Below are 22535 nucleotides of genomic sequence, written 5' to 3' on the forward strand. Positions count from 1 at the left end.
TGTCACCCGATTCCCAGACGCACCACGAGGTCGATCAGCCAGATCCCGACGAACGGGGTGATCACCCCACCGAGGCCGTAGACGAGCAGATTCCGCCCCAGCAGCGACGACGCGTTCGCCGGCCGGTACCGCACACCCTTCAGGGCCAGCGGTATCAGCGCCACGATCACCAGGGCATTGAAGATCACCGCCGACAGGATCGCGGACTGCGGGGTGGCCAGTCCCATGATGTTCAACCCCGCCAGCTGCGGATAGATCCCGCTGAAGAGGGCGGGCAGGATCGCGAAGTACTTCGCCAGGTCGTTGGCCAGGGAGAAGGTGGTCAGTGCCCCGCGCGTGATGAGCAGCTGCTTGCCGATCTCGACCACTTCGATCAGCTTCGTCGGATCGGAGTCGAGGTCGACCATGTTCCCCGCCTCCTTGGCCGCGGAGGTGCCGGTGTTCATCGCCACCCCGACGTCGGCCTGTGCCAGGGCGGGCGCGTCGTTGGTTCCGTCGCCGGTCATCGCGACCAGCCGTCCGCCCTGCTGTTCCGAGCGGATCAGCGCCAGCTTGTCCTCGGGAGTCGCCTCGGCCAGGTAGTCGTCGACCCCCGCCTCGGCCGCGATCGCCCGCGCGGTGAGCGGGTTGTCCCCGGTGATCATCACCGTGCGGATGCCCATCGCGCGCAGTTGTGCGAACCGCCGTGCCATGCCCGGTTTGACGACGTCGGACAGTTCGACGACGCCGACCACCGACGCGCCCCGGGCGTCGCACCGGGCCACCACCAGAGGCGTTCCGCCGACGCGGGCGATGTCGTCGACGACGGCGCTCACCGCGTCGGGCGTCCGTCCGCCCTCCTCGGCCACCCAGCGGCTCACCGCATCGGCGGCCCCCTTGCGGATTCGGACCGGGGTGTCCGCGTCGGCGACGGTGTCGAGGCCGCTCATCCGGGTGTGCGCGGTGAAGGCGACGAACTCGGCGGAGCGCTCGGCGTCCGACGGCCCCGGATCGAGGTGGTACCGCTCGGCGCAGAGTTCGACGATGCTGCGTCCCTCGGGGGTACCGTCGGACAGGCTCGACATCCTTGCCGCGGAAGCTATTTCGTCATCCGTGATGCCGGGAGCCGGGTGCAGTGCGGTGGCGCGGCGGTTGCCGTAGGTGATGGTTCCGGTCTTGTCCAGCAGCAGGGTGTCGATGTCCCCGGCGGCCTCCACGGCACGGCCGGACATGGCCAGCACGTTGCGCTGCACCAGCCGATCCATGCCGGCGATGCCGATCGCGGACAGCAGGGCTCCGATCGTGGTGGGTATCAGGCACACCAGCAGCGCGATCAGTTCGACCGGTCCCTGCTCGACACCGGCATACGCGCTCATCGGAGCGATCGCGACCACCGCGAGCAGGAACACGATCGTCAACGCCGCGAGAAGGATGTTCAGGGCGATCTCGTTCGGGGTCTTCTGCCGGGCGGCGCCTTCGACGAGAGCGATCATCCGGTCCACGAAGGTCTGCCCGGGTGGGGCGGTGATCCGCACGACGATGCGGTCGGAGAGCACGGTGGTGCCGCCGGTGACGGCGCACCGGTCGCCGCCCGACTCGCGGATCACCGGGGCGGATTCTCCGGTGATCGCCGACTCGTCGACCGTGGCGATGCCCTCGATCACGTCGCCGTCCCCGGGAATCGTCCCACCGGTCTCCACCACGACGAGATCGCCCACGCGCAGCTCGGTGGCCGATACGGATTCCTCGGCGGCCGGACCGGTGAGGCGACGGGCTGCCGTGTCCTGCTTGACCTTTCGCAGGCTCGCCGCCTGCGCCTTGCCTCGCCCCTCGGCGACCGACTCGGCGAGGTTGGCGAAGAGCACGGTGAACCACAGCCACGCCGCGATCGACCAGGCGAACAGGGTGGGTTCGACGATCGCCGCGACGGTGGCGACCGCCGACCCGACCAGCACGACGAACATCACCGGATTCCGCGCCACATGCCGGGGATCGAGCTTGCGGATCGCTCCCGGCAGGGCGTCTGCCAGCTGACGGGGGCTGAACACGCCCCCGCCGACACGATGCGGGCGGGAGGCGATCGTCTCCCGGTGGGAATGAACATCGACGGTCAATGCAGTGCCTCCGCGACGGGGCCCAGGGCCAGGGCCGGGAAGAAGGTGAGAGCCGCAACCAGTACGACGGTTCCGGTGAGCAGCCCGGCGAATGCCACACCGGTGGTGGGCAGCGTGCCCGCCCCGGCCGGGGTGCGCCGCTGGGAGGCGAGCGAGCCGGCCAGAGCCAGGACGAACACGATCGGCAGGAACCGCCCGAGCAGCATGCACATCCCCAGCGAGGACTGGAACCAATCGCTCGTGACGGTCAGTCCGCCGAACGCGCTGCCGTTGTTGTTCGACGCCGAGGCATAGGCATAGAGCACCTCGGTGAAGCCGTGGATCGCGCCCGGCGTGCCCGGGTCCCCGGAGTTGCCGAGATACCCGGTGGTGGGCGAGAGGATCACCGTGATTCCGGTGCCGACGAGTACCAGGGCCGGCATGACCAGGACCGTCAGCGCGGCAAGGGTGATCTCGCGCCTGCGCAGCTTCTTACCGAGGAACTCGGGGGTGCGCCCCACGAGCAGGCCCCCGACGAACACGGCGAGCACCGCGAGCACCAGCATGCCGTACAGGCCGGTGCCGACGCCGCCGGGCGCGATCTCGCCGAGCAGGATGTTCAGCAGAACGGCCCCGCCGCCCAGCGGGGACATGCTGTCGTGCGCCGAGTTCACCGCACCGGTGCTCGTGCCGGTGGTCGACACCGCGAACAGCACCGAACCGGGAATCCCGAACCGGACTTCCTTGCCCTCCATCATCGCGCCGGCGGCGTTCGCCGCCACACCCCGCGTACCGGATTCGGCGGCCAGCGCCACCGCCAGGACGGTGCCGTAGAGCACCGCCATCACGCCGAGGACGGTCAGGCCCTGCCGTCGGTTGCCGATCATCGTGCCGAACGTGCGCGTCAGCGCCACCGGGATCAGCAGGATCGCGAGGATCTCGACGATGTTGGTGACGGGGGTGGGATTCTCGAACGGGTGCGCCGAGTTCGCGGCGAGGACGCCGCCGCCGTTGGTGCCGAGTTCCTTGATCGCCTCCTGCGAGGCAACCGGCGCGAGCGCGTTCGTGACCGTGTCGCCGTCCAGTCCGGTCGCGGTGAAGCCGCTGCGATACGACTGGATCACGCCCTGGCTCAGCAGGATCAGGGCGATCACGAATGCCAGCGGTAGCAGGATCCGCAGGGTCCCGCGGACCAGGTCCACCCAGAAGTTGCCGATCTCGCCGCCGCGTCCGACGCGCACCAGACCACGGATCAGGGCGGTCACGACCGCCATCCCCACCGCCGCCGAGACGAAGTTCTGCACCGCGAGCCCGGCGGACTGGGTGAGTGGGCTCATCGTCGTCTCGGGCACGTAGGACTGCCAGTTGGTGTTGGTGACGAACGAGACGGCCGTGTTGAACGCTACGGCCGGGCTCACCCCCGCCAGCCCGTTGCTCAGCGGCAGGATGCCTTGAACGCGCTGCAGGAGGTACAAGAAGAGCACGCTCGCCAGGGAGAAGCCGAGCACACTTGCGGCGTATCCGTACCAGGTCTGCTCGGCGCGGGGATCGATCCGGCACACCCGGTACATCAGCGACTCGATCCGCAGGTCCTTCCACCGGAGGTCGGTGTCGGTCGTGTAGACCCTCGCCATGTAGTCACCGAGCGGAACGTATGCCAATGCCAGGACTGCGACGACCAGGGCGATCTGCAGTCCCGCGGCAACAGCTGGAGTCATCGGATCGTCAGAACCTCTCCGGATCGAGCAGCGCGATCAGCAGGTACGCCACGAGTGCCACCGCGATCACGACGAGCGCGACACTCGCCGCGCCCGCCCAGGTCATCGGTTCGCCCCTCGCGCGTGCAGGGCACGCAGGACCAGAGCGCACACCAGGAACCCAGCCAGGATCAGCACCACGTACGCGGCGTCGGCCATGTCGTCTTCCCTTGTCGTAGACACGAATCAGGCGCCGATCGGCGCCCCGCACCACACTGTTGCACCGTGCGCTTCCCTCGACGGCGATCCATACGGAATCTTGATGCCCGCGGTCGATGTCCTGACGAGTTCTTTACACGCCGGTGAGGGTCCCGGCGGCGCAGTGCCCGCGGGTTCCGAGACCGGACGCTGGTCAGCGGATAGCGTCGACGGGTATGAGTGCCCGTCCGAGACCGCTGCCGCAGCTGCGTATGGCGGCTGCCGCGTACCGATTTCGCGAGAGCCTGTTCGCGCTGCCGACGTTGATCGTCGCTGCCGGGGTGATCCTCGCCGAGGTGACCGCGTACCTCGACCGCACCCTCCCCACCGACGTCGCGGGGTGGGCCGTGCAGATGAACAGCAACGGCGCGACGTGGCTGCTCAGTACCGTGGCGGGCGCGACGATCACCACGGCGGGGGTGGTGTTCTCACTGACCGTGGTCAGCCTGCAGTTGGCCAGCAGCCAGTTCTCGCCCCGGGTGATGCGCTCGTTCATCCGGGACCGCGTGAGCCAGACGGTGATCGGCATGCTCGTGGCGACGTTCGTCTACTGCGTGCTGACGCTGCGGCACGTGGGAGCCGAGGCTGCCGAACCGGCGCCGGGGGTGTCGATGACCGTGGCCCTGGTGCTGACGGTGGCCACCGTCGTCCTGATCGTCGCCTATCTCGACAGGCTCGCGCACGGACTGCAGGTCGGTGAGGTGGTGCGCACGATCGCCACCGAGGCGGACGGGGTGCTCGACGCAGCGGTTCGGGAGAGCCGCACGGAACGCCCGGCCGCGGCGGTGTCCCGGCCGGCTTCCGACGCGATCATGACGGTTCCGGCGGTCCGGGACGGCTGGGTGACCCAGGCGCCGACCGAGCATCTTCTCGCGTCGGTACCCCCGTCGACGGTGGTGCGCCTGGAAACGCGTCCCGGCGCCTACATCCATCGCGGCGAAGTGCTGTTGCGCGTGTGGCCGGTCCCGGACCGTGCCGACAGGGTCCGTCGCCGGCTCGAGGCCGCCGTGGAGATCTCCGACACCCGCACCATGCAGCAGGACGTGGATTTCGCGCTGCGCCAGCTGGTCGACATCGGCCTGCGCGCTCTCAGTTCGGCGATCAACGACCCCACCACCGCGACCGAGGTGGTCCTGCGCATCGGCAGTCTGCTGCGGACGCTCCTGACCGCCGAGGTGCCGCCGCTGTCGGTCGCCGGCGCCGACGGCCGGGTGCTGCTGCGCCCGTGGATGCTGTCCCCGCCGGAGTACGTCGAGCACGCCTTCGAGCAGATCCGGCAGGCGTGTCCGCGGCAACTGCACGTGGCCACCGCGGTCGCGCGGGTGCTGCGCATGCTGACCGACCATGTGCGGGCCGCCGACCGGGACGAGCACGTACCGGAGCTCGAGCGGCAACTGCGGTTGCTCGTCGAGTCCGTGGCCGCCGAGCCGGGGCACCACCCCGAGGACCTCGCCCGGTTCCGGGCCGTGGCCGAGTCTCCGGTCGACCCGGCCGAGCACGAGGTGGACTGAGCCGTCGCGCGTGACTCGCGCGACGGAATCCGCCCGGTGGTTCCCGAGCGGATTCCGGGTCGCGGCCGGTTACTCCTCGACGCCCATGTGGCGGATGGAGGGACCGCCCTTGTGGTCGCTCGAGCGGCCGAGCTTGGAATCGAGCAGGCTGCGCAGGCGGTGGACGGCACCGTCGAACGCTTCCTTCACCGAGCCGGCGTTGTGGGTGACGACGATCGGTTGCTGACCCGCGATGCGGGCCTCGAGGAGGCACCGCTTGTCCGTGGTGCCGAACTTCCCGGCGTTCTCGTCGCTGAGGTGGATCTCGAGCCGGGTGATCCGGTCGGCGAACCGCTCGACCGCGGACGCGAGCTCGCTCTCGAGGCGGTCGGCGATGTCGTCGTCGATCTGGATGTGGCTGTCCTTGTTGAGCTGGATCTGCATCGATCTGTCTCCTTCTCGGTCCGGCGATACGGCCGGAGGGGATCCCCCGGGTTCCGCACCGCGCCCGCTCCGATTCCACCCGAGCACGACGACGGGCGGCAACCCGGGTCCGTCTAGCCGGGTCCGTCTAGCCGGGGTTCTCGGGTTCGCGGCGGGAGAGCGCGCTCGGCCACCACACCCGCTTGCCGATGTCGATGGTCAGGGCGGGAACGAGCAGCGACCGGACCAGCAGGGCGTCGAGCAGCACGCCGAACGCGACGATGAACGCGATCTGGGCGAGGAACAGCAGCGGGATCACCGCCAGTGCCGAGAACGTCGCGGCCAGGACGATGCCCGCCGAGGTGATCACACCACCGGTCACGGTCAGGGCCCGCAGCGTGCCACGCCGGGTGCCCACGCGCGCGCTCTCCTCCCGCACCCGCGTCATCAGGAAGATGTTGTAGTCGATACCCAGCGCGACGAGGAAGACGAAGCCGAACAGCGGCACCACCGGGTCGGCGCCGGGGAACCCGAGCAGGTGGTCGAAGACCAGCGACGACACCCCGAGGGTGGCGGCGAAGGACACGACGACCGTCAGCATCAGCAGCACCGGGGCGACGATCGCGCGCAGGAGCAGGACGAGGATCAGCAGCACCACGGCGACGACGACGGGAATGATGACCGTGCGGTCGCGGGTGGCGGTGTTCTTGGTGTCCAGGTCCACCGCCGAGTTGCCGCCGACCAGCGCCTCGGCGTTCGGGATCCCGGCCACCGCGTCGCGGATGCGTTCGACGGTGTCCTCGGCGGCCAGCGAGTCGGCCGGGTCCGACAGGGTCGCCTGCAGCGCGACGCGGCCGTCGACGACGGTCGTCGCGCCGTCCGGCCCGGTCACCGGTACCACCTCGGTGACGCCCTCGATGCGGGCGGCGGCGGCGACGTCGCCCGCCGCGGACTCACGGGTGATGATCACCGCGGGCGATCCGGTGCCCGCATCGAAGTGCCTGCCGAGCACCTCCTGGCCGGTCACGGACTCGGTCTCGAGCAGGAAGATCTCGGACTGCGCGACGCCGTCGGCCTCGAACTGGGGCAGCAGCATCGCGAAGCCGACGAGCACGATGCTCGACACGACCCAGATCCGGCGCGGGTGGGCGCCGACCTTCCGGGCGAGGGCGCTCCAGAACCGGTGCGCCGAGGCGAGGTCGTCGCGATCGGCGTCGGGGTCGACGGTGGGCCGCTTGGGCCAGAACGCGGCGCGGCCGAGCAGCACGAGCGCGGACGGCAGGAAGGTCATGGAGGCGACGAACGAGGCGACGATGCCGATCGCGGCGACGGGGCCGAGGCCGCGGTTGGAGTTCAGGTCGGACAGCAGCAGGCACAGCACGCCGGCGATGACGGTGCCCGCCGACGCCGCGATGGGCTCCAGCGTCGCCCGCCACGCGGTGCGCATCGCGGCGAACCGGTCCTGCTCGAGGCGCAGTTCCTCGCGGTATCGGGACACCAGGAGCAGCGCGTAGTCGGTCGCGGCACCGAAGACGAGGATGAACAGGATGCCCTGGCTCTGTCCGTTGAGGGCGATGATGCCGGCGTCGGCCAGCAGGTACACCAGCAGGCTCGCCAGTGCGAGGGCGAACACCGCCGAGAGGATCACCACGAACGGCAGCAGCGGACTGCGGTAGACGACGACGAGGATCAGCAGGACCACGCCGCCGGCGACCAGCAGCAGCAGGCCGTCGATGCCCTCGAATGCCGTCGTCAGGTCCGCGATCTGCCCGGCGGGTCCGGTGACGAGGACCGTCAGCCCCTCGGGTGGGTTCGCGAGCTCCGCGCGCAACTCGTCGACGGCCTCGCCGACCTCTCCGGTGCTGTCGACGGGCACGATCAGCCGTGCGGCCTGACCGTCCTGCGACGGAACCGGCGGCGGGCCGGCGGACGCTCCCGCGAGGTAGGCGAGGTCGTCGGGGGTGATGCCGGACGGGCGTTCGGCGACGACGATCGCGGGCACGAACCGGGTGTCGGTGAAGTCCGCATAGAGTTCGCCCGCCCGGGTGGATTCCGCGGACGCCGGGAGGAAGGAGCTGTTGTCGTTCTGCTGGACCTCGCTGAGCTTGCCGGCGAAGGGGCCGCCGGCGCCCGCGATCGCGAGCCACGCGATGAGCAGCAGCGCGGGCAGCAGCCAGCGGATGCGGCGAGGTGAACGAGCCGGCGCGGTGACGGTGTTCAATCTTCCTCCAGGAGAATGCGACTACGCCGAGCCCAAATTACTCAGCTAGCTGAACAATAGTGAAAAGGTATCTCATGAGCGACGATCTCGAGAGCTGGCCGACCGGCCGGCTGCTGTCCACGGCCGCCCGGCTCGTGGAACAGGCCTGGGAATCGACTCTGCGCGCGCACGGCCTCACCCACGCCGGCCTGGTCGCCCTGCACACGATCGCGGACGGACCCCGCTCCCAGCGGGAGATGGCCCGGGCCTGCCGGGTGACCGACCAGACGATGAGCCGGACCGTCGAGCACCTCGAGCGGTCCGGCCTCGTCACGCGCGCCGTCGACCCCGCCGACGAGCGGCGCATGCGCGTACAGATCACCGAGTCGGGGAACGAGCTGTATCGGGCGATGATCGAACTCGAACGCACCGATGCGCAGCCGACGGCGGTGGTGTCCGACCCCGGCACCCTGCGCTCCCTTCTGATCGAACTGGTCCGATCCGCGCAGCGTTGAACCGCCGCGACGAGGCGGGCAGGTCCGTCCGCCGGGGTCAGCCCAGCGGCAACTGCGCGAAGATCTGCGTCGGCTGCGTCGACCCGCCCGGCGGTTCGACGCTGAAGGCCAGCGCGGTCGAGTGCCCGACGCCCTCGAGGACGGCCGTCGTGGACGGCGCCACCGCCTCGGCGTCCATGATGCCCGCGGACTCCGGGCCCTCGGGGGTCATCAGCCACATCTGGTAGACACTGCCCTCCGCGGGCGGCGCCACGTTGTTCATCACCAGAACCCCGGCGTCGGCTTCCTTCGAGTACACCACCGTGGCAACTCCGCCGCCCTCGATCTCACCCGACGTGGTGCGCACGTCCTCCGCCGCGAACACCTGCTCCGAGGTGGTCGCGGTCTCCTCTTGCAACTGGGTCACGACGGCGAATCCACCGACGGCGACGAGGATCGCGGCCGCCGCGCTGAGCAGGAAGTTGCGGCGCCGGTTGCGCCGTTCGTCCAGCGAGACGGGGGCGGCGGGTGGAGCGGACTCGGCCGCGACCGCGTCGAGCAGGCGCTCACGCAGACGTGCCGGCGGTTCGGTGGCCGTCGACGCGGACACCACCGCCATCGTCTCCCGGACGGCCGCCGTCTCCCGGTCGAACGCCGCCGCCACTTCGGGATCGGCGCCGGCGACCCGGGACTCGATGTCGCGGCGCTCGGCATCGGATACCGCATCGAGCGCATACACGACCGCGAGGTCGATCAGTTCGCGGTCGGAATCGCCGAAACCGGGCCGGGCCTCACTCCTCATCGCCCTGCACCCCCAGACACTTGCGTAGACGGAGCAGTCCGTCGCGGATTCTCGATTTCACGGTCGGTAGCGTGACCGAAAGTTGTTCGGACACTTCGCGGTAGGTCAGGCCGCCGTAGTAGGCCAGTTCGACGGACCGCCGCTGCAGATCGGTCAGTGTGCCCAGGCAGTGGGTGACCTGCTGCCGATCCTCGCGCCGGGCCGCCTCCTCGCTGACGACGTCGAACGCCGCGTCGACGTTGCTCGCGCCGTATCGGGCCTCGCGGTCGGCCCCGGATTGCTCGGACCGCACCCGGTCGACGGCGCGGCGGTGCGCGAGGGTGATCAGCCAGGACAGCGCCGAACCCTGCGCGGCGTCGAACCCGGAGGCCGACCGCCAGACCTGCAGATAGACCTCCTGCGCGGTCTCCTCGCTGTACCCGGGATCGCGCAGGATCCGCAGGATCATCCCGTACACCCGGGCGCGGGTCAGGTCGTAGAACTCGGCGAACGCAGCCGCATCCCGCGCCGCCACGCGCGCGAGCAGCGCGTCGAGTGTGTCGGTACGTCCGCCGACGCCGGTCATCGGCTCTGTCCGCTCATCGAGCGAAAGCCTAGTCGGGCGATTCGGGCGGCTCAAGCGATCCTCCGGCGGACCGCCCGGGCGGCCGGGGCCGGGGGGTGAGGCAAGGGTCGAATCGAGCACGGCGGTCACCTCCGGAAAAGCCGGGGAGCTGCGGAACGGTGTGCGGCGTCAGGCATGGTCGCCTCCGGCGCCCCGGCCGGCCGGGGCCAGGGATTCGCGCAGGAACTCGGCGGTGACGGCATGCCACCAGCCCGGCTTGGTGAGCAGGAAATGCCCGCCGCCCGCCAGCGGCCGGAACTGGGCGTCGACGCCGCGGCCGCGGGCCCGGGCCGTCTGCACCGCGCTCACGCGCGGATCGCACCACGTGTCGGCGGTGCCGTGCACGACCAGGAGTCGTCGCTCGGGCGGGACGAGCGCGCCGTCGTCCTCGGGCCACCACGGTGCCAGCGCGACGACGGCCCCGACGCCCGGTTGGGCCGCGAGGTGGGCCGCGACCCGTCCGCCCATGGAGTGACCGACGAGCCCGATCCGGACGTCCCCGCGCCGCCGGCGCACCTCGTCGAGGGCCCGCAGGGCATCGTGGACGGGACTCATCCGGTCCCCGTTCCAGCCGCGGTAGGTGTAGCGCACCTGGCCGACGGTGATGTCGTACATGCTCAGCCGGGACCGCAGGGACTCGGTCAACAAGGTCATCCGCAGCGCGGACAGGTGCCACGGCCGGGCGGCGGACGTGCTGACCGGCTTGCCACCTGGCAGAACCAGCACATGAGCGCGGGGCCGGTTCGATACGATCTCCATGCCCGTTGTTCGGAGCCTGGCCGGAATCGGATGGGTCGAAAGAATTTCTCGGCATCCACCCATCCGCCCTCCCGACCGTGCCGAATGGCAGATGACACACCTGACCGACGTGGTCGCACGGATCACGACACCGAAGGGAAGAGGGCCATGGTTATCAACACGCGAAAGAGCTTGGCGGCAGTCGGAATCGGCGCGATGGCATTGATGGGCGTCGCGGCGTGCTCGTCCGACGACTCGGGCTCGTCGACGGAGACGTCGGCTACGTCGGCGATGGAGAGCGCCACGTCGGCGATGTCTCCCACCACGTCCGAGGAGGCCATGGCGTCCGGTCCGGTGGGTCCGGGTTGCGCCGCGTACGCCGAGCAGGTTCCCAGCGGGCCGGGCTCGCTGGAGTCCATCGCACAGCAACCCGTCGGGACTGCTGTCGCCGAGATTCCGATTCTGACGCAGTTGAATGCGGCGATCAGCGGGCAGCTCAACCCGGAGGTCAACCTCGTCGACACGCTCAACGGCGGCGAGTTCACCGTGTTCGCGCCGGTCGACGACGCCTTCGCCAAGGTCGATCCGGCCACCGTCGAGACCCTGAAGACCGACACGGCCACCCTCACGAGCATCCTCACCTACCACGTGGTGCCCGGCCAGATCCCGCCGTCGGACATCGAAGGCACCCAGACCACCGTCCAGGGCGGTACGGTCGAGGTGACCGGTAGCGGCGAGGAATGGAAGGTCAACGACGCCAACGTCATCTGCGGCGGTATCGAGACGGCCAACGCGACCGTCTACCTGGTCGACTCCGTCCTGCTGCCGCCGGCGCCGCAGCAGTGACCCGGTAGCACCGGAGGAGTGACGTGAGACGAACGATCCGAGGCGTCGCGGCGGCCGCTCTGGCCGCCGCGGGCGCCGCCCTCATGGCGGCACCGGCACAGGCAGCCCCGCTCACCCCCGTGGCGGAGCTCGACGTGAACCGGTACATGGGCACCTGGTATCAACTGGCCGCCAACCCCGCGCCCTTCAACCTCGACTGCGTGCTCGACACCACCGCGAACTACTCGCTGATCGACGAGCGCAACGTGCGAGTGGAGAATTCGTGCACCACCGTCACGGGGGAGCGGCGGGGGATCGTCGGCAACGCGCGGGTCAACGACACCGCCTCGCTGCACGTGAGCTTCCCCGGGGTGCCGACCCAGGATTCCCTGGACGGGCCGAGCAACTACATCGTCGGCTATCTCGCGGACGACTACTCGTGGGCGCTCGTGGGGGATCCGACCCGGGTCTCCGGGTTCGTCCTGTCCCGGTCACCGGTGGTCGACGCCGCCGCGTGGCAGCAGATCCGGTCCGTGGTCGAGCAGCAGGGCTACAACAGCTGCCTCATGCTCACCTCGCCCACCACGGAGGGCCTGCAGGAGATCAAACCGCTCTGCACCGTGTGAACGGTGTTCTGCGCGTAGCGGACTCACCCCGGCCCCGCCTGCCCGGCCGAATGTCACATTGCGTCGGTTCCATCGATCGCATGTGACATTCGGTCGCGCGCGGGCGGCGCCGGAGCCCGGATGCGTTTCCCCCGGGCACGCCCCGGCTCTGTTAGGTTCGATTCGCGACGTGGACGAGCCTTCCGATCGTCGGACCCGGCTCGTCGCGACACGAGGAGCTGGTGAAGATGATCCGCGACGCATGGCGGGGTTTGCTCAAGCCCGTCTTCGTTCCCGCCTCGCTCGTGATCCTCGGGATGATCGTGTTCGCGGTCGTCTACGCGGGATCGGCCGAGGGGGCGGTCGACGCGCTCAACCGTGCCATCACCGACGGCGTCGGCTGGTGGTACATCCTGATCGCCACCGGATTCGTGATCTTCGCCCTGTACTGCGGCCTCAGCCGCGTCGGCAACATCAAACTCGGCCGCGACGACGAACAACCCGAGTTCGGAATGCTGTCCTGGTTCGCGATGCTCTTCAGCGCCGGCATGGGCATCGGCCTGGTGTTCTACGGTGTCGCCGAACCACTCTCGCACTACGTCGATCCCCCGCAGGCAGGCCGGATCCCCGGTTCGACGGACGCCGCCGCCAATCAGGCGATGGAACTGACCATGTTCCACTGGGGTCTGCACGCGTGGGCGATCTACGTCGTCGTCGGCCTCGGTCTGGCCTACATGACGTACCGCAAGGGCCGGCCGCTGTCGGTGCGCTGGCTGCTCGAACCGCTCCTCGGACGCGCCCGCGTCGAGGGACCGATCGGGCACGCGATCGACACGATCGCGATCGTCGGCACCCTCTTCGGCGTCGCCACCTCTCTCGGCTTCGGCGTCCAGCAGATCTCGGCGGGCCTCGACTACCTGGGCTGGGTCGAGACGAACAACTGGCTCACCGTCGGGCTGATCGTCGGGGTGACGGGCCTGGCGACCTTCTCGGTGGTCTCCGGCGTCTCGCGCGGCCTGAAATGGCTGTCCAACATCAACATGGTGCTGGCGGCCTCGCTTGCGGTGTTCGTCCTGCTGCTGGGGCCGACGCTGTTCCTGCTGCAGTCGTGGGTGCAGAACCTCGGCGGCTACGCGCAGGCCCTGCCGGAGCTGATGCTGCGCACCGCACCGTTCGCCGAGGACGGCTGGTCGGGCGCGTGGACGATCTTCTACTGGGGCTGGTGGATGAGCTGGGCGCCGTTCGTCGGCATGTTCATCGCCCGCATCTCCCGCGGCCGCACGATCCGGGAGTTCGTCTTCGGTGTTCTGCTCGCCCCCACGTTCGTCGCGTCGCTGTGGTTCACGATCTTCGGCGACTCCGGAATCCTGCGGCAGCGCGACGAGGGCACCATGCTCGCCGCGGACGGCACCGTGGACACCGACACCTCGCTGTTCGTCCTCCTCGACGGCCTTCCGCTGGCCGTGGTGACGAGCCTGCTCGCGATCCTCGTGGTCGTGTTCTTCTTCGTGACATCCTCGGACTCGGGTTCGCTCGTGATCGACATCCTCGCCACCGGCGGCAACCTCGAGACCCCGAGGATCACGCGCGTCTACTGGGCGGTGCTCGAAGGGATCGCGGCGGCGGTGCTGCTGCTCGTCGGCGGCAGCGGATCGCTGACCGCGCTGCAGACCGCATCCATCGCAACGGCGGTGCCGTTCTCGATCGTCATGGTGCTGGCCTGCGTGTCGATGCTCAAGGCGTTCCGCTACGAGGTGGCGACCGCGCCCCGGTACCTCCAGATTGCGGTGAGCGCGGCGACGCCCGCCCCGGGCGGCCACGGCGCCCCCCACCGGCGGGGCATCTCCGCGACGCTCGCCGGCCTCGACACCAACGGAAACGGCGCCGCAGCGCCGGGGGCCCGCGCACCGCTCGTCGTCGCCGTGCACGAGCTGCCGGCCCGTTCGGTCAGCGTCGACGCCGACACCGGACGGGTCGAAATCGACCACGGTGCCCGCCCGCAGGACCCCCTCGGCGGCGAGGTGTTCGACACCCCGGAGTTCGCCGAGTCCGCCGAGGGCGTCGCGCAACGGGAAGCCGACGAGCGACGCGCGACCACCCGCGACTGACGCCCGCCGCGACCGTCAGTCCGCCGCGCCCGCCCGCCGCGACCCAATGTCACATTGCGTCGATCGAATCGACCGGATGTGACATCGGGTCGCCGGCGGGCGGGGTGCGTGCCGGATCGCGAGCGGCTCGGTGCGCGGCGCCCGCGATGTTCTCGAGCATGCCCTTGAAGATGATGCCGTGGAACGGCACGAGCGCGTACCAGTAGACCCGTCCCGCAAGTCCCTTCGGGAAGAAGATCGCCCGCTGGTGCAGCCGGGCCCGGCCCGGATCGAGCGGTTCGATACGCCACTCGAGCCAGGCCCCGCCCGGTGCCCGCATCTCGGCCCGCAGCCGCAGCAGGGTGGGCCGCTCGAGGCGCTCGACGCGCCAGAAGTCGAGCGCGTCCCCGGTGTGCAGGGTGCGCGGATTCCGGCGGCCCCGGGACAGGCCGACGCCGCCGGCGAAGCGGTCGAGCCACCCGCGGATCGTCCAGGCGAGGGGGAAGGAGTACCAGCCGTTCTCGCCGCCGATGCTCTCGACGACCTCCCACACCGTGCCCGCGTCGGTGTCGCAGTCGATGCGGCGCTCGTCCACGAAGACCACCTCGCCCGCCCAGTGCGGATCGGACGGCAGCGGTTCGGCCGGCGCACCGACGGGTGACGCACTCGCCCAGGTGGTTTCGACGTCGCCGCGCTCGATCTTGTGCAGCGCCAACCCGACCGCCTCCCGGTAGCCGGTCAGTCCGCCGGGCGGCGGGGGGATCACGTCGTCGATGTCGTGTTCGGAGACCACCGCGTCGTTGCTCAGCGATTCGATCAGGGCCCGGCCCAGCGACGGCGGGATAGGGGTGACCAGCCCGATCCACAGCCCGGCGAGCTTCGGGGTGAGGACGGGCAGCACCAGGATGCGCCGCCGGCGCAGCCCAGCGACCTCGGCATACACCTGCATCATCTCGCCGTAGCGCAGCACGTCCGGGCCGCCGATGTCGTAGGTGCGGCTGCGGGGGAGCGGAGCGGTGGCGGCGCCCACCAGGTAGTGCAGCACGTCGCGCACCGCGATGGGCTGGATCCTGTTGTTCACCCACTTCGGGGTGGTCATCAGGGGCAGACGGTTGCTCAGGTGCCGGATCATCTCGAACGACGCGGAGCCCGAACCGATCACCACCCCGGCCTGCAGCGCCAGGGTGGGCACCCCGGATTCGACGAGGATCCGGCCGACCTGCTCCCGGGACCGCAGATGGGTGGAGAGGTCGGCCGTGTCCGGATGCAGCCCACCGAGATACACGATGCGCCGCACCCCGGCCGCCCGGGCCGCGGCGGCCACGTTCTCGGCCTCCGCGCGTTCGGTGTCGATGAACTCTCCGCGCCCACCCATCGAATGCACCAGGTAGTACAGGACGTCGACGTCCCGGCAGGCGACGGCCAGGGACTGCGGATCGGTCAGGTCACCGCGCACGATCTCGACGTCGCCGGCCCACGGCACGTCCCGCAACTTGTCCGGGGTGCGGGCCAGGACCCGCACCCGGTGGCCGGCGTCGATCAGCAGCGGCGCGAGCCGGCCCCCGATGTAGCCGGTGGCGCCGGTGACGAGGATGCGCAGCGCAGGGGTGTTCATTCGTTCTCCACGATGTGACCGAGCTGATGGCGCAGGCAGGCTTCGAGCTTCGGCCGGCGGAACCGGTGGCCGTGGTCGACCAGGCACTGCGGGACCACGCACTGATCGGCGGTGGCCACCTCCCGCGCGCCCTCGTCGCCGAGCAGCAGCCGGGGCCCGAATCCCGGCACCGGCAGCAGCGCCGGCCGGTGCAGCACCCGCGCGAGCGTGCGGGTGTATTCGTCGTTGCGAACCGGTTCGGGGGCAACGGCATTGATCGGTCCCCTGATCCTCGGATCGGCGAGGGCCCGGTGGTAGACGTCGAGCAGGTCGTCGAGGTCGATCCACGACAGCCACTGCCGGCCGCTGCCGAGCCGGCCGCCGAGCCCGGCCTCGAACAGCGGGCGCAGCAGCTGCAGCGGCCCGCCGCGCGGGGTCTGCACGATGCCGGTCCGCACCAGCACCACGCGCAGTCCACCGGACGAGGCGGGAGCGGTGGCGGCCTCCCAGTCGGCGACGACGTCGGCGAGGAACCCGGACCCCTGCTGCGCGTCCTCGGCGAGCGGTTCGTCGCCCCGGTCGTAGCCGTAGAGCCCGATCGCCGACGCGGAGACGAACGTCGCCGGCCCGTTGGGGGTGCGTGCCGCGAGTTCGGCCAGCAGCCGGGTGGGCCGGATCCGGCTGTCCCTGATCGCGGCCTTGTGGGCGGCGTTGAAGCGACCGGAGATCGAGGCGCCGGCGAGGTGGACGACGGCGTCGATGCCCTCGAGCAGGTCGGGTGCGGGCGCGTCCGGATCCCAGCGACGTTCGTCGTCGTCGCGCGGTTCGCCGCGCACGAGCCGGACGACCCGGTAGCCGCCGGTGCTCAGGTAGGCGCACAGCGCGGTGCCGACGAGACCCGACGATCCGGTGACGGCGACCGTCGCGGGTCGCACTCCCTGCTCGTGCGACCACTGATGGGCGGCGAGGTCGTCGGCGAGCTGGCGGTGCCGGTAGTAGAAGGTCTGCTTCAGCAGCAACTCCGGGACGGGCGTGTCGACTCGGTCGACGACCCGGGTGCGACGGGAGCCGAGCGCCTCGAAGGTGTGCTCGTGCCGCCACGGCATCACCAGTCCGGCGGGCAGCGAGGTGAGCCCGTCGCGGCCGACGCTGTCGACGAATCGCGCGGGCGGGTCGTAGGCGTCGGCCTGGTGTTCGGCGACCCACCGCAGTCCGCCGGGCAGGCCGAGCACGGCCCGGCCCGACTTCAGGGACTCGCTCTCGGAGATCACCCGCAGCGGCTGCCACGGGGGGAGCAGACGCATGATCGCGCCCGGCCGGCTGTGCCAGTCGAAGACGTCGCCGCGCGGCGCGTCGACGACGCTCGAATACGTGATGCCCATCGTGCCTTCCTCCGCCTGGTCCGGGTTCGCGGAAGCGGCGCCGGGATCGTCCCGGCGCCGCCGCGGAATCAGCTGGGAATCATGTTGATCAGGATGGTGTAGGCGTTCACCAGAGGAGTGTGGATTGCCATGAACGCTGTCTCGACGAGTTCTCGCACGGTGGTGTTCCTCTCGGTTGTCCGTCCGGGACGGGCGTTCCGTCCCCTCGGTATTCGGAGTGGTGCGCGGCCCGGATGGGTCAGCCTTTTCCGCCGATCCGCCCGTAGCGGTCGAGCGCCACCTGTCTTTCGTGGGCGTGGTCGACGATCGGCTCGGGGTACCCGTCCGGCGGGCCGTCCGGGAGCCGGTGCACGCGTTTGCCGTCCACACCTCGCAGTTCGGGTACCCAGCGGCGCACGTATTCACCCGTCGGATCGAACTTCTCCCCCTGCGTGAGCGGGTTGAACACCCGGAAGTAGGGCGCGGCGTCGGTACCGCTGCCCGCGGTCCACTGCCACCCGTGCTGATTCGAGGCCAGGTCGCCGTCGACGAGCCGGTCCATGAAGTGCCGGGCACCCCACCACCAGGGCAGATGCAGATCCTTGGCGAGGAAGGACGCGACGATCATCCGGAGCCGGTTGTGCATCCAGCCCTCGGCGAGCAGCTGCCGCATGCCCGCGTCGACGATGGGGAAGCCGGTGCGGCCCTGCTTCCATGCGGCGAAGTTGCGTTCGGCGTCGGGGCCGCGGTCGTAGGCGATGTCGTCGAAGCGGCGGTTGTAGTTGCGGCGGGCCGTGTCGGGCCGGTGGTACAGCACGTCCGCGTAGAAGTCGCGCCAGGCCAGTTCGCTGCGCAGACGGTTCGCGCCCGCGCTGCGCTCGGAGCGCACGTCGTGCAGGAGGGTGCGCGGATGGATGCACCCGAATTTCAGGTACGGCGAGAGACGGCTGGTGCGATCGAGATCGGGCCGGTCCCGGTCGGTGTCGTAGTGCGGCAGGTCGTCGTCGCGGAACTCGTGCCAGCGGTGCAGCGCGGCCGCCTCACCGGCGGGCGGCAGCGTGGCGCCGTCGAGGTCGTCGTCGGCGGGGATCGGTACGCGCGCGTCGAGACCGCCGGGGTCGATCCAGTCGACGGTGCCGGCGTCGGTGACGGCGGGTGCGCGCCAGCCGTGCTCGTGCCACGCCCGTTGGAAGGGGGTGAACACCTTGTAGGGGGTGTCGTCGCTCTTGCGGATGCGGCCGGGGGCGACGGCGTAGGGCGAGCCGGTGCGCAGCAGCGGGACGTCGCCGAGCGCCCGCTCGACGGCGTCGTCGCGGCGGGTGCCGTACGGTCCGCGGTCGGCACTGACGTGCACCGCGTCGGCGTCGAGTTCCCGGGCCAGCGCCGGAACGACCGTGGCGGGGTCGCCGTGGGTGACGAGCAGACGGCCGCCGAGATCCTCGTCGAGGGCGCGCAGGCACCGCATCAGGAAGGTGCGGCGCGGGGAACCGGAGGGACGCAGCAGCGACTCGTCGAGCACGAACAGGGCGAGGGCACGGTCGGTGGAGTCGGCGACGGACAGCAGGGTGGGCAGGTCCCGCAGCCGCAGGTCGCGGCGGAACCAGACGATACCGGGGCGGCTCACCCGTCCAGTGTGCGGGAGAACGGGGCCGGGCGGGCGGGGAGCGGTCGTCCCGGGTGAGAGACTGGCCCCCATGTCCGACGTGTTCGAGGTGCCCATCCGCGACGAGTCCATCCGGCTCGGTCAATTCCTCAAGCTGGCGAGCCTGATCGAGTCCGGCGCCGAGGCGAAGGAAGTGATCGCCGAGGGGCTCGTCAGCGTCAACGGCGAGGTGGAGGTGCGGCGCGGGCGGCAGCTGCACGTCGGGGACGTCGTGGAGATCGGGACCGCCGCCGCGCGCGTGACGTCGGGGGCGTGAGCCCCGAGGTGACGGCGGTACGACTACAGCTGCCGTCTCCGGAATCCTCGAACCCCTGCGATTTTCAGGGGAGCTGCCGCACCTGCTTGCCGAGGGCGAACAGGCGGTGCGCGAGCCTCATGACGGGAATGCCCAGCGGAATCAGGATGATCGTCACGCACAGCACCCCGCCGACGAGCCACACCACCGCCGCGAGGAGTCCCACCACCGCGCCGAGCACGGCCGTGAGGATCCCCAGCACCGCATTGAGCAGGCCCTTCAGCGCTCGCATGACGACCTCCTGGTTATCAGTGTGCGCGCATACGGGCCGGGGCGCACCCGTTTTCGGTCGACCTCGCCGCACCGGACCGGCCGGCAGCCGATGCCCGGGTGCGGGAGACGGACGCCGTTCCGGATGTGTTGTCAGCCGGTCTCGTCCGTGTCCTTGTCCCCGTGGTCCTTCTCCTCGCGCCGGTCCAGGATCCCGGCGGTGACGCCGTACGGCAGGAAGCGCACCGATCGGCGCGGGTCGGTGTTGTTCTTGTGCGCGCGCAGCGCCTCGAGTTCGGTGGGGAAGACCTGCTCGACGCGGGCGGTCCCGTCGTCGTCGAGCGTGTAGATCACCCACACACCGTCGCCGGTCTCGCCGGCGGTGGGCGGTGCCGGGCGGGTGCGGGGTGCGCCCGCGAGGTCGGGGAAGATGCTCGCCCACGGGATTCCGGCGTCCGGTTGCTCGACGAGCCGGCCGATCTTGGCGGCCAGATCGCGCAGCCCCTCCCCGGCGTCGCGGAAGACACGGTCGAGGTCCTCCGGGTCGAATCCGAACGGGTTGTTCTCGCCCATGAGGGCCTCCTGAGGTCGCGGGCCGCGCGTGCGGCCGTGATTCCTCCAGTGTGGGCACTGTCGCCGGACCGCGCCACCATCCCGGTGTGGCGCGACCTCAGGAGGCGTGCGCCGCGCGGACGTTCTGCGACCAGTCGTGCACCCAGGCGGGCAGGTCGGGCAGGTCGGTGAGGGCGGGGAACGCCTGCGCGACGGTGTCCGGCGGGACGGAGCGGCCGTCGCGATCGAGCACGCGGAGTCCGATCACGGCCCGGGCACTGCTCGCCCCGTCCACCGTCACGTGCTGTTCGACGTACAGGTTCCTGGCGTCGGTACCGAGGAGGCGGGTCGCCACGTCGAACTGCTGCCGATGCCGCAGCGACCGGTGGTAGGTCGCCGTCTGGACGACGACGACCGTCTGCCACCGGTGCCGGCGGAGGGCCTGCCAGAGTCCGGTGCGGACGAACAACTCGAACCGGCCGAGGTCGAGAATGGTGAGGTACCGGCCGTTGTTCATGTGCATCGCCGCGTCGAGGTCGGCGACGGCCACGCGGAACGGAGTGTGCACCGTCTCGTGCGGCCGGACCGGATCCGCCTTGCGGGCGCGAAGAAATGTCCGCGCCGTACGCAGCGCCATGAGCATGCCGGCCCCCGGTCAGTTCTCGGCGCGGACGACGATGCCGTCGTGGTCGCTGTAGAGCATCTCGCCGGGGTTGAAGGTGACGCCGCCGAACTCCACCGGCACGTTCTTCTCGCCGGACCCCGTCTGGGTGCTCTTGCGCGGGTTGGTGCCGAGTGCCTTGATGCCGATCCCCAGGGTGCGCAGGATCGCCGAGTCCCGGACCGCGCCGTTGACGACGACACCGGCCCAGCCGTTGTCGACGCCGCGGCCGGCGATGATGTCGCCGACGAGAGCGGTGTGCACGCTGGCGTCGCCGTCGACGACGAGGACACCGCCGTTGCCGGGCTCGCTCAGGGTCTGCTTGACGAGCAGGTTGTCCTGGAAGCAGCGGATGGTGGTGATCCGGCCGGCGAAGACCTCGTGGCCGCCGAACTGGATGAACTGCGTGTCGCAGCTGCGGATGTCGGGGCCGATCTCGTCGGCGAGGTCGGCGGTGGCCGGAACGTCGTGGGTGGAGGGTTCGCTCATGTCGCCGAGAGTAGTAGGAGAACGCCGTCCGGTCGGCGCGGGGCGGATACCGGCAGATCATCTGCCTGTTTGAGTTCCAAACGGGTAGATTCTTGTATCCTAAGAGCCATCGGGGCTGGGATGGATTTCGCACACAGGACGGTCAAATGCCACTCGACGGAAGCTCGACGGTTGTTCGCGTGCCCAAGGCAGGTGAGCTGATCGCCGCGAGCCTGCGCCGGCAGATCATCACCGGGGAACTGCACGCCGGCGAGCCGTTGCCGAACGAGGCCGCGCTCATGGAACGCTTCGGCGTTTCCCGTCCCACGCTGCGGGAGGCCTTCCGCATCCTGGAGTCGGAAGGCATCATCACCGTCCTGCGCGGCGCCCACGGCGGCGCCCGCGTGCAGGCACCGGACGGCTCGACCGCCGCCCGCTACACCGGCCTGCTGCTGCAGTACCGGGGAGTCCCGCTCGCCGACGTGTACCGCGCCCGCACCGAACTCGAGGTGGACGGCGTCGGCCTGCTCGCCGCCGCCCCGGCCGGGCGGATCGACACGCTCGCCGAACTGGTCGAGCGGGGCGAGGACCTCCTCGGCGACCCCGCGGCCTTCGCCAGGTACGACACCGAGGTGCACCGGGCAGTGATGGAACTGGCCGGCAACCAGACGATGGCGGCCCTCGCGGGGATGCTGCTCGACATCATGGACGCCCACAACGCGCTGTATCTCTCCACGCGCGCCGATGCGGCGGATCGTCCCGAGGCGGCGGTGGCGTTGCGCGCCAACCGCAAGCTCGTCACACTGCTGCGCGAAGGCGATTCCGAAGCGGCACAAGCATTCTGGCGCAGGCACCTCGACAGCGTCGAGCAGTACATGACGGGTGATTCGGCGACCACCCTCGTCGAGGTCCTGTCCTAGCCGAGCCGCCGAAGCGGGGGAACTCGCGGCGAGCGGGCGGTTGTCGCGCCGACGTGCGAGTGAGATCGACGGAAACCACCCGTTCGGCGGCGGAACCTCCCGCTCGGCTCGATCTGTGCCGGATCAGCGCCCGAATCGCCGCTCGTACTCGTCGCGTTCGCGATCGGCCCGCACGCGCGCCTTCTCGCCGAGCAGGTTCGGGTCCAGGCCGTGCTGCTCCAGACGGTGCCGCCGCCAGATCTGCATCAGGGCGATCGCGAAGTACACCAGGGGGATGAACAGCAGCGCCATCATCGCCAGCGGCACCCACACCGGCCCGGGGATGAGCAGGAACAGCGCGAGGAACGGCACGATCGGCAGGGTGAACCGCACGAGGTACCGCACCGTCGCGCCGGGGCCGACGAGGTCGTTGCGGACCCAGTCCCGAAGGGAGTCGGGGAGCGTGCGGCCGAACAGGTATCCGACGTACTGGGGGAAACTCGGTCGCGCACTACTCGTCATGCCACCGAGGATAGG

Annotated in this window: 23 protein-coding genes; 7 read left to right on the forward strand and 16 right to left on the reverse strand. The window is 70.4% G+C overall.

Annotated features, from left to right (window positions below; all coding sequences use genetic code 11):
• Positions 1-2: 2 nt before the first annotated feature.
• The 3 genes from kdpB to kdpF are packed head-to-tail and all read right to left on the reverse strand — an operon-like array spanning position 3 to position 3896.
• Positions 3-2093 (reverse strand): potassium-transporting ATPase subunit KdpB, encoded by a 2091-nt coding sequence (kdpB, locus tag ACWPQI_RS00330; protein ID WP_040273148.1) that lies wholly within the window; start codon positions 2091-2093, stop codon positions 3-5.
• Positions 2090-3790 (reverse strand): potassium-transporting ATPase subunit KdpA, encoded by a 1701-nt coding sequence (gene kdpA / locus ACWPQI_RS00335; RefSeq protein ID WP_017681112.1) that lies wholly within the window; start codon positions 3788-3790, stop codon positions 2090-2092. Before kdpA ends, kdpB begins: the two co-directional genes overlap by 4 nt.
• Positions 3791-3797: 7 nt before the next feature.
• Entirely contained in the window at positions 3798-3896 is a 99-nt protein-coding gene (gene kdpF, locus ACWPQI_RS00340) for a K(+)-transporting ATPase subunit F (RefSeq protein WP_017681113.1), read from the reverse strand.
• A 343-nt stretch (positions 3897-4239) separates the two neighbouring features.
• Between kdpF and ACWPQI_RS00345 the strand changes: the two genes are divergently transcribed.
• Positions 4240-5538, forward strand: a complete 1299-nt coding sequence (locus tag ACWPQI_RS00345) for a DUF2254 domain-containing protein (protein ID WP_010595502.1) — start codon at positions 4240-4242, stop codon at positions 5536-5538.
• Between the two features lie 69 nt (positions 5539-5607).
• Here the strand turns inward: ACWPQI_RS00345 and ACWPQI_RS00350 are convergent, their stop codons facing one another.
• Both ACWPQI_RS00350 and ACWPQI_RS00355 read right to left on the reverse strand, forming a co-directional pair.
• Positions 5608-5961, reverse strand: coding sequence for an HPF/RaiA family ribosome-associated protein (locus ACWPQI_RS00350; protein ID WP_010595503.1), 354 nt, complete (start codon positions 5959-5961; stop codon positions 5608-5610).
• Positions 5962-6088: 127 nt separating this feature from the next.
• Positions 6089-8161 (reverse strand): MMPL family transporter, encoded by a 2073-nt coding sequence (locus tag ACWPQI_RS00355; protein WP_017681115.1) that lies wholly within the window; start codon positions 8159-8161, stop codon positions 6089-6091.
• Positions 8162-8235: 74 nt separating this feature from the next.
• On the opposite strand from ACWPQI_RS00355, the gene ACWPQI_RS00360 reads away from it, so the two are divergent.
• Positions 8236-8655, forward strand: coding sequence for a MarR family winged helix-turn-helix transcriptional regulator (locus ACWPQI_RS00360; protein WP_010595505.1), 420 nt, complete (start codon positions 8236-8238; stop codon positions 8653-8655).
• 37 nt (positions 8656-8692) lie between these two features.
• Here ACWPQI_RS00360 and ACWPQI_RS00365 read toward each other — a convergent pair whose 3' ends face one another.
• The 3 genes from ACWPQI_RS00365 to ACWPQI_RS00375 form a co-directional block, all read right to left on the reverse strand.
• Positions 8693-9436, reverse strand: a complete 744-nt coding sequence (locus ACWPQI_RS00365; protein ID WP_140188140.1) for an anti-sigma factor — start codon at positions 9434-9436, stop codon at positions 8693-8695.
• Positions 9426-10001, reverse strand: coding sequence for an ECF RNA polymerase sigma factor SigK (gene sigK, locus ACWPQI_RS00370; protein WP_102031802.1), 576 nt, complete (start codon positions 9999-10001; stop codon positions 9426-9428). The genes ACWPQI_RS00365 and sigK overlap by 11 nt, the downstream gene beginning before the upstream one ends.
• 168 nt (positions 10002-10169) lie before the next feature.
• Positions 10170-10799, reverse strand: coding sequence for an alpha/beta fold hydrolase (locus ACWPQI_RS00375; protein WP_064066390.1), 630 nt, complete (start codon positions 10797-10799; stop codon positions 10170-10172).
• Between the two features lie 204 nt (positions 10800-11003).
• Here ACWPQI_RS00375 and ACWPQI_RS00380 point away from each other — a divergent pair, with 204 nt between their 5' ends.
• The 3 genes from ACWPQI_RS00380 (at position 11004) to ACWPQI_RS00390 (ending at position 14316) form a co-directional block, all read left to right on the forward strand.
• Positions 11004-11624 carry a fasciclin domain-containing protein gene (locus ACWPQI_RS00380; RefSeq protein ID WP_342660237.1) on the forward strand — a complete coding sequence of 207 codons (621 nt, stop codon included), beginning with the start codon at positions 11004-11006 and terminating at the stop codon, positions 11622-11624.
• 23 nt (positions 11625-11647) lie between these two features.
• Positions 11648-12229, forward strand: coding sequence for a lipocalin family protein (locus tag ACWPQI_RS00385; RefSeq protein ID WP_124258804.1), 582 nt, complete (start codon positions 11648-11650; stop codon positions 12227-12229).
• A gap of 227 nt (positions 12230-12456) precedes the next feature.
• Positions 12457-14316 (forward strand): BCCT family transporter, encoded by a 1860-nt coding sequence (locus tag ACWPQI_RS00390; protein WP_048771624.1) that lies wholly within the window; start codon positions 12457-12459, stop codon positions 14314-14316.
• Between the two features lie 49 nt (positions 14317-14365).
• Here ACWPQI_RS00390 and ACWPQI_RS00395 read toward each other — a convergent pair whose 3' ends face one another.
• From ACWPQI_RS00395 to ACWPQI_RS00405, 3 genes are all read right to left on the reverse strand, one after another.
• Positions 14366-15910: an SDR family oxidoreductase gene (locus ACWPQI_RS00395; protein ID WP_474738561.1), complete on the reverse strand. Its 1545-nt coding sequence runs from the start codon at positions 15908-15910 to the stop codon at positions 14366-14368.
• Positions 15907-17271: a TIGR01777 family oxidoreductase gene (locus ACWPQI_RS00400; protein ID WP_040273158.1), complete on the reverse strand. Its 1365-nt coding sequence runs from the start codon at positions 17269-17271 to the stop codon at positions 15907-15909. Before ACWPQI_RS00400 ends, ACWPQI_RS00395 begins: the two co-directional genes overlap by 4 nt.
• A gap of 238 nt (positions 17272-17509) precedes the next feature.
• The gene (locus tag ACWPQI_RS00405) at positions 17510-18874 is read right to left on the reverse strand and encodes a cryptochrome/photolyase family protein (RefSeq protein ID WP_010595515.1); all 1365 of its coding nucleotides are present in this window, start codon (positions 18872-18874) and stop codon (positions 17510-17512) included.
• A gap of 70 nt (positions 18875-18944) precedes the next feature.
• Here ACWPQI_RS00405 and ACWPQI_RS00410 point away from each other — a divergent pair, with 70 nt between their 5' ends.
• On the forward strand, positions 18945-19169 hold the full coding sequence (locus ACWPQI_RS00410; protein ID WP_010595516.1) for an RNA-binding S4 domain-containing protein: 225 nt from the start codon (positions 18945-18947) through the stop codon (positions 19167-19169).
• 64 nt (positions 19170-19233) lie between these two features.
• Here ACWPQI_RS00410 and ACWPQI_RS00415 read toward each other — a convergent pair whose 3' ends face one another.
• The 4 genes from ACWPQI_RS00415 to rraA form a co-directional block, all read right to left on the reverse strand.
• The gene (locus ACWPQI_RS00415; RefSeq protein ID WP_010595517.1) at positions 19234-19440 is read right to left on the reverse strand and encodes a hypothetical protein; all 207 of its coding nucleotides are present in this window, start codon (positions 19438-19440) and stop codon (positions 19234-19236) included.
• Positions 19441-19571: 131 nt separating this feature from the next.
• A complete protein-coding gene (locus ACWPQI_RS00420; RefSeq protein ID WP_010595518.1) occupies positions 19572-19991 on the reverse strand; it encodes a hypothetical protein in 420 nt (139 codons plus the stop codon).
• A gap of 97 nt (positions 19992-20088) precedes the next feature.
• A complete protein-coding gene (locus ACWPQI_RS00425; RefSeq protein WP_234420143.1) occupies positions 20089-20607 on the reverse strand; it encodes an acyl-CoA thioesterase in 519 nt (172 codons plus the stop codon).
• An 18-nt stretch (positions 20608-20625) separates the two neighbouring features.
• Positions 20626-21120, reverse strand: a complete 495-nt coding sequence (rraA, locus tag ACWPQI_RS00430) for a ribonuclease E activity regulator RraA (RefSeq protein ID WP_010595520.1) — start codon at positions 21118-21120, stop codon at positions 20626-20628.
• Positions 21121-21266: 146 nt separating this feature from the next.
• Here rraA and ACWPQI_RS00435 point away from each other — a divergent pair, with 146 nt between their 5' ends.
• Positions 21267-22019 carry a FadR/GntR family transcriptional regulator gene (locus ACWPQI_RS00435; protein ID WP_064066385.1) on the forward strand — a complete coding sequence of 251 codons (753 nt, stop codon included), beginning with the start codon at positions 21267-21269 and terminating at the stop codon, positions 22017-22019.
• Between the two features lie 123 nt (positions 22020-22142).
• Here ACWPQI_RS00435 and ACWPQI_RS00440 read toward each other — a convergent pair whose 3' ends face one another.
• Complete coding sequence (locus ACWPQI_RS00440; protein ID WP_064066384.1) at positions 22143-22520, reverse strand: DUF5313 family protein; 378 nt, start codon at positions 22518-22520, stop codon at positions 22143-22145.
• Positions 22521-22535: the final 15 nt, after the last annotated feature.

The sequence above is a fragment of the Rhodococcus sp. LMD genome, assembly GCF_056108245.1.

Excerpts from the sequence above, each read along its gene's own strand:
- kdpA (WP_017681112.1), bottom strand. The coding sequence starts at position 3,790 with ATGACTCCAGCTGTTGCCGCGGGACTGCAGATCGCCCTGGTCGTCGCA.
- kdpF (WP_017681113.1), bottom strand. The coding sequence starts at position 3,896 with ATGACCTGGGCGGGCGCGGCGAGTGTCGCGCTCGTCGTGATCGCGGTG.
- ACWPQI_RS00345 (WP_010595502.1), top strand. The coding sequence starts at position 4,240 with ATGGCGGCTGCCGCGTACCGATTTCGCGAGAGCCTGTTCGCGCTGCCG.
- ACWPQI_RS00350 (WP_010595503.1), bottom strand. The coding sequence starts at position 5,961 with ATGCAGATCCAGCTCAACAAGGACAGCCACATCCAGATCGACGACGAC.
- ACWPQI_RS00360 (WP_010595505.1), top strand. The coding sequence starts at position 8,236 with ATGAGCGACGATCTCGAGAGCTGGCCGACCGGCCGGCTGCTGTCCACG.
- ACWPQI_RS00365 (WP_140188140.1), bottom strand. The coding sequence starts at position 9,436 with ATGAGGAGTGAGGCCCGGCCCGGTTTCGGCGATTCCGACCGCGAACTG.
- sigK (WP_102031802.1), bottom strand. The coding sequence starts at position 10,001 with ATGACCGGCGTCGGCGGACGTACCGACACACTCGACGCGCTGCTCGCG.
- ACWPQI_RS00375 (WP_064066390.1), bottom strand. The coding sequence starts at position 10,799 with ATGGAGATCGTATCGAACCGGCCCCGCGCTCATGTGCTGGTTCTGCCA.
- ACWPQI_RS00380 (WP_342660237.1), top strand. The coding sequence starts at position 11,004 with ATGGGCGTCGCGGCGTGCTCGTCCGACGACTCGGGCTCGTCGACGGAG.
- ACWPQI_RS00390 (WP_048771624.1), top strand. The coding sequence starts at position 12,457 with ATGATCCGCGACGCATGGCGGGGTTTGCTCAAGCCCGTCTTCGTTCCC.
- ACWPQI_RS00395 (WP_474738561.1), bottom strand. The coding sequence starts at position 15,910 with ATGAACACCCCTGCGCTGCGCATCCTCGTCACCGGCGCCACCGGCTAC.
- ACWPQI_RS00400 (WP_040273158.1), bottom strand. The coding sequence starts at position 17,271 with ATGGGCATCACGTATTCGAGCGTCGTCGACGCGCCGCGCGGCGACGTC.
- ACWPQI_RS00410 (WP_010595516.1), top strand. The coding sequence starts at position 18,945 with ATGTCCGACGTGTTCGAGGTGCCCATCCGCGACGAGTCCATCCGGCTC.
- ACWPQI_RS00415 (WP_010595517.1), bottom strand. The coding sequence starts at position 19,440 with ATGCGAGCGCTGAAGGGCCTGCTCAATGCGGTGCTGGGGATCCTCACG.
- ACWPQI_RS00420 (WP_010595518.1), bottom strand. The coding sequence starts at position 19,991 with ATGGGCGAGAACAACCCGTTCGGATTCGACCCGGAGGACCTCGACCGT.
- ACWPQI_RS00425 (WP_234420143.1), bottom strand. The coding sequence starts at position 20,607 with ATGGCGCTGCGTACGGCGCGGACATTTCTTCGCGCCCGCAAGGCGGAT.
- rraA (WP_010595520.1), bottom strand. The coding sequence starts at position 21,120 with ATGAGCGAACCCTCCACCCACGACGTTCCGGCCACCGCCGACCTCGCC.
- ACWPQI_RS00435 (WP_064066385.1), top strand. The coding sequence starts at position 21,267 with ATGCCACTCGACGGAAGCTCGACGGTTGTTCGCGTGCCCAAGGCAGGT.
- ACWPQI_RS00440 (WP_064066384.1), bottom strand. The coding sequence starts at position 22,520 with ATGACGAGTAGTGCGCGACCGAGTTTCCCCCAGTACGTCGGATACCTG.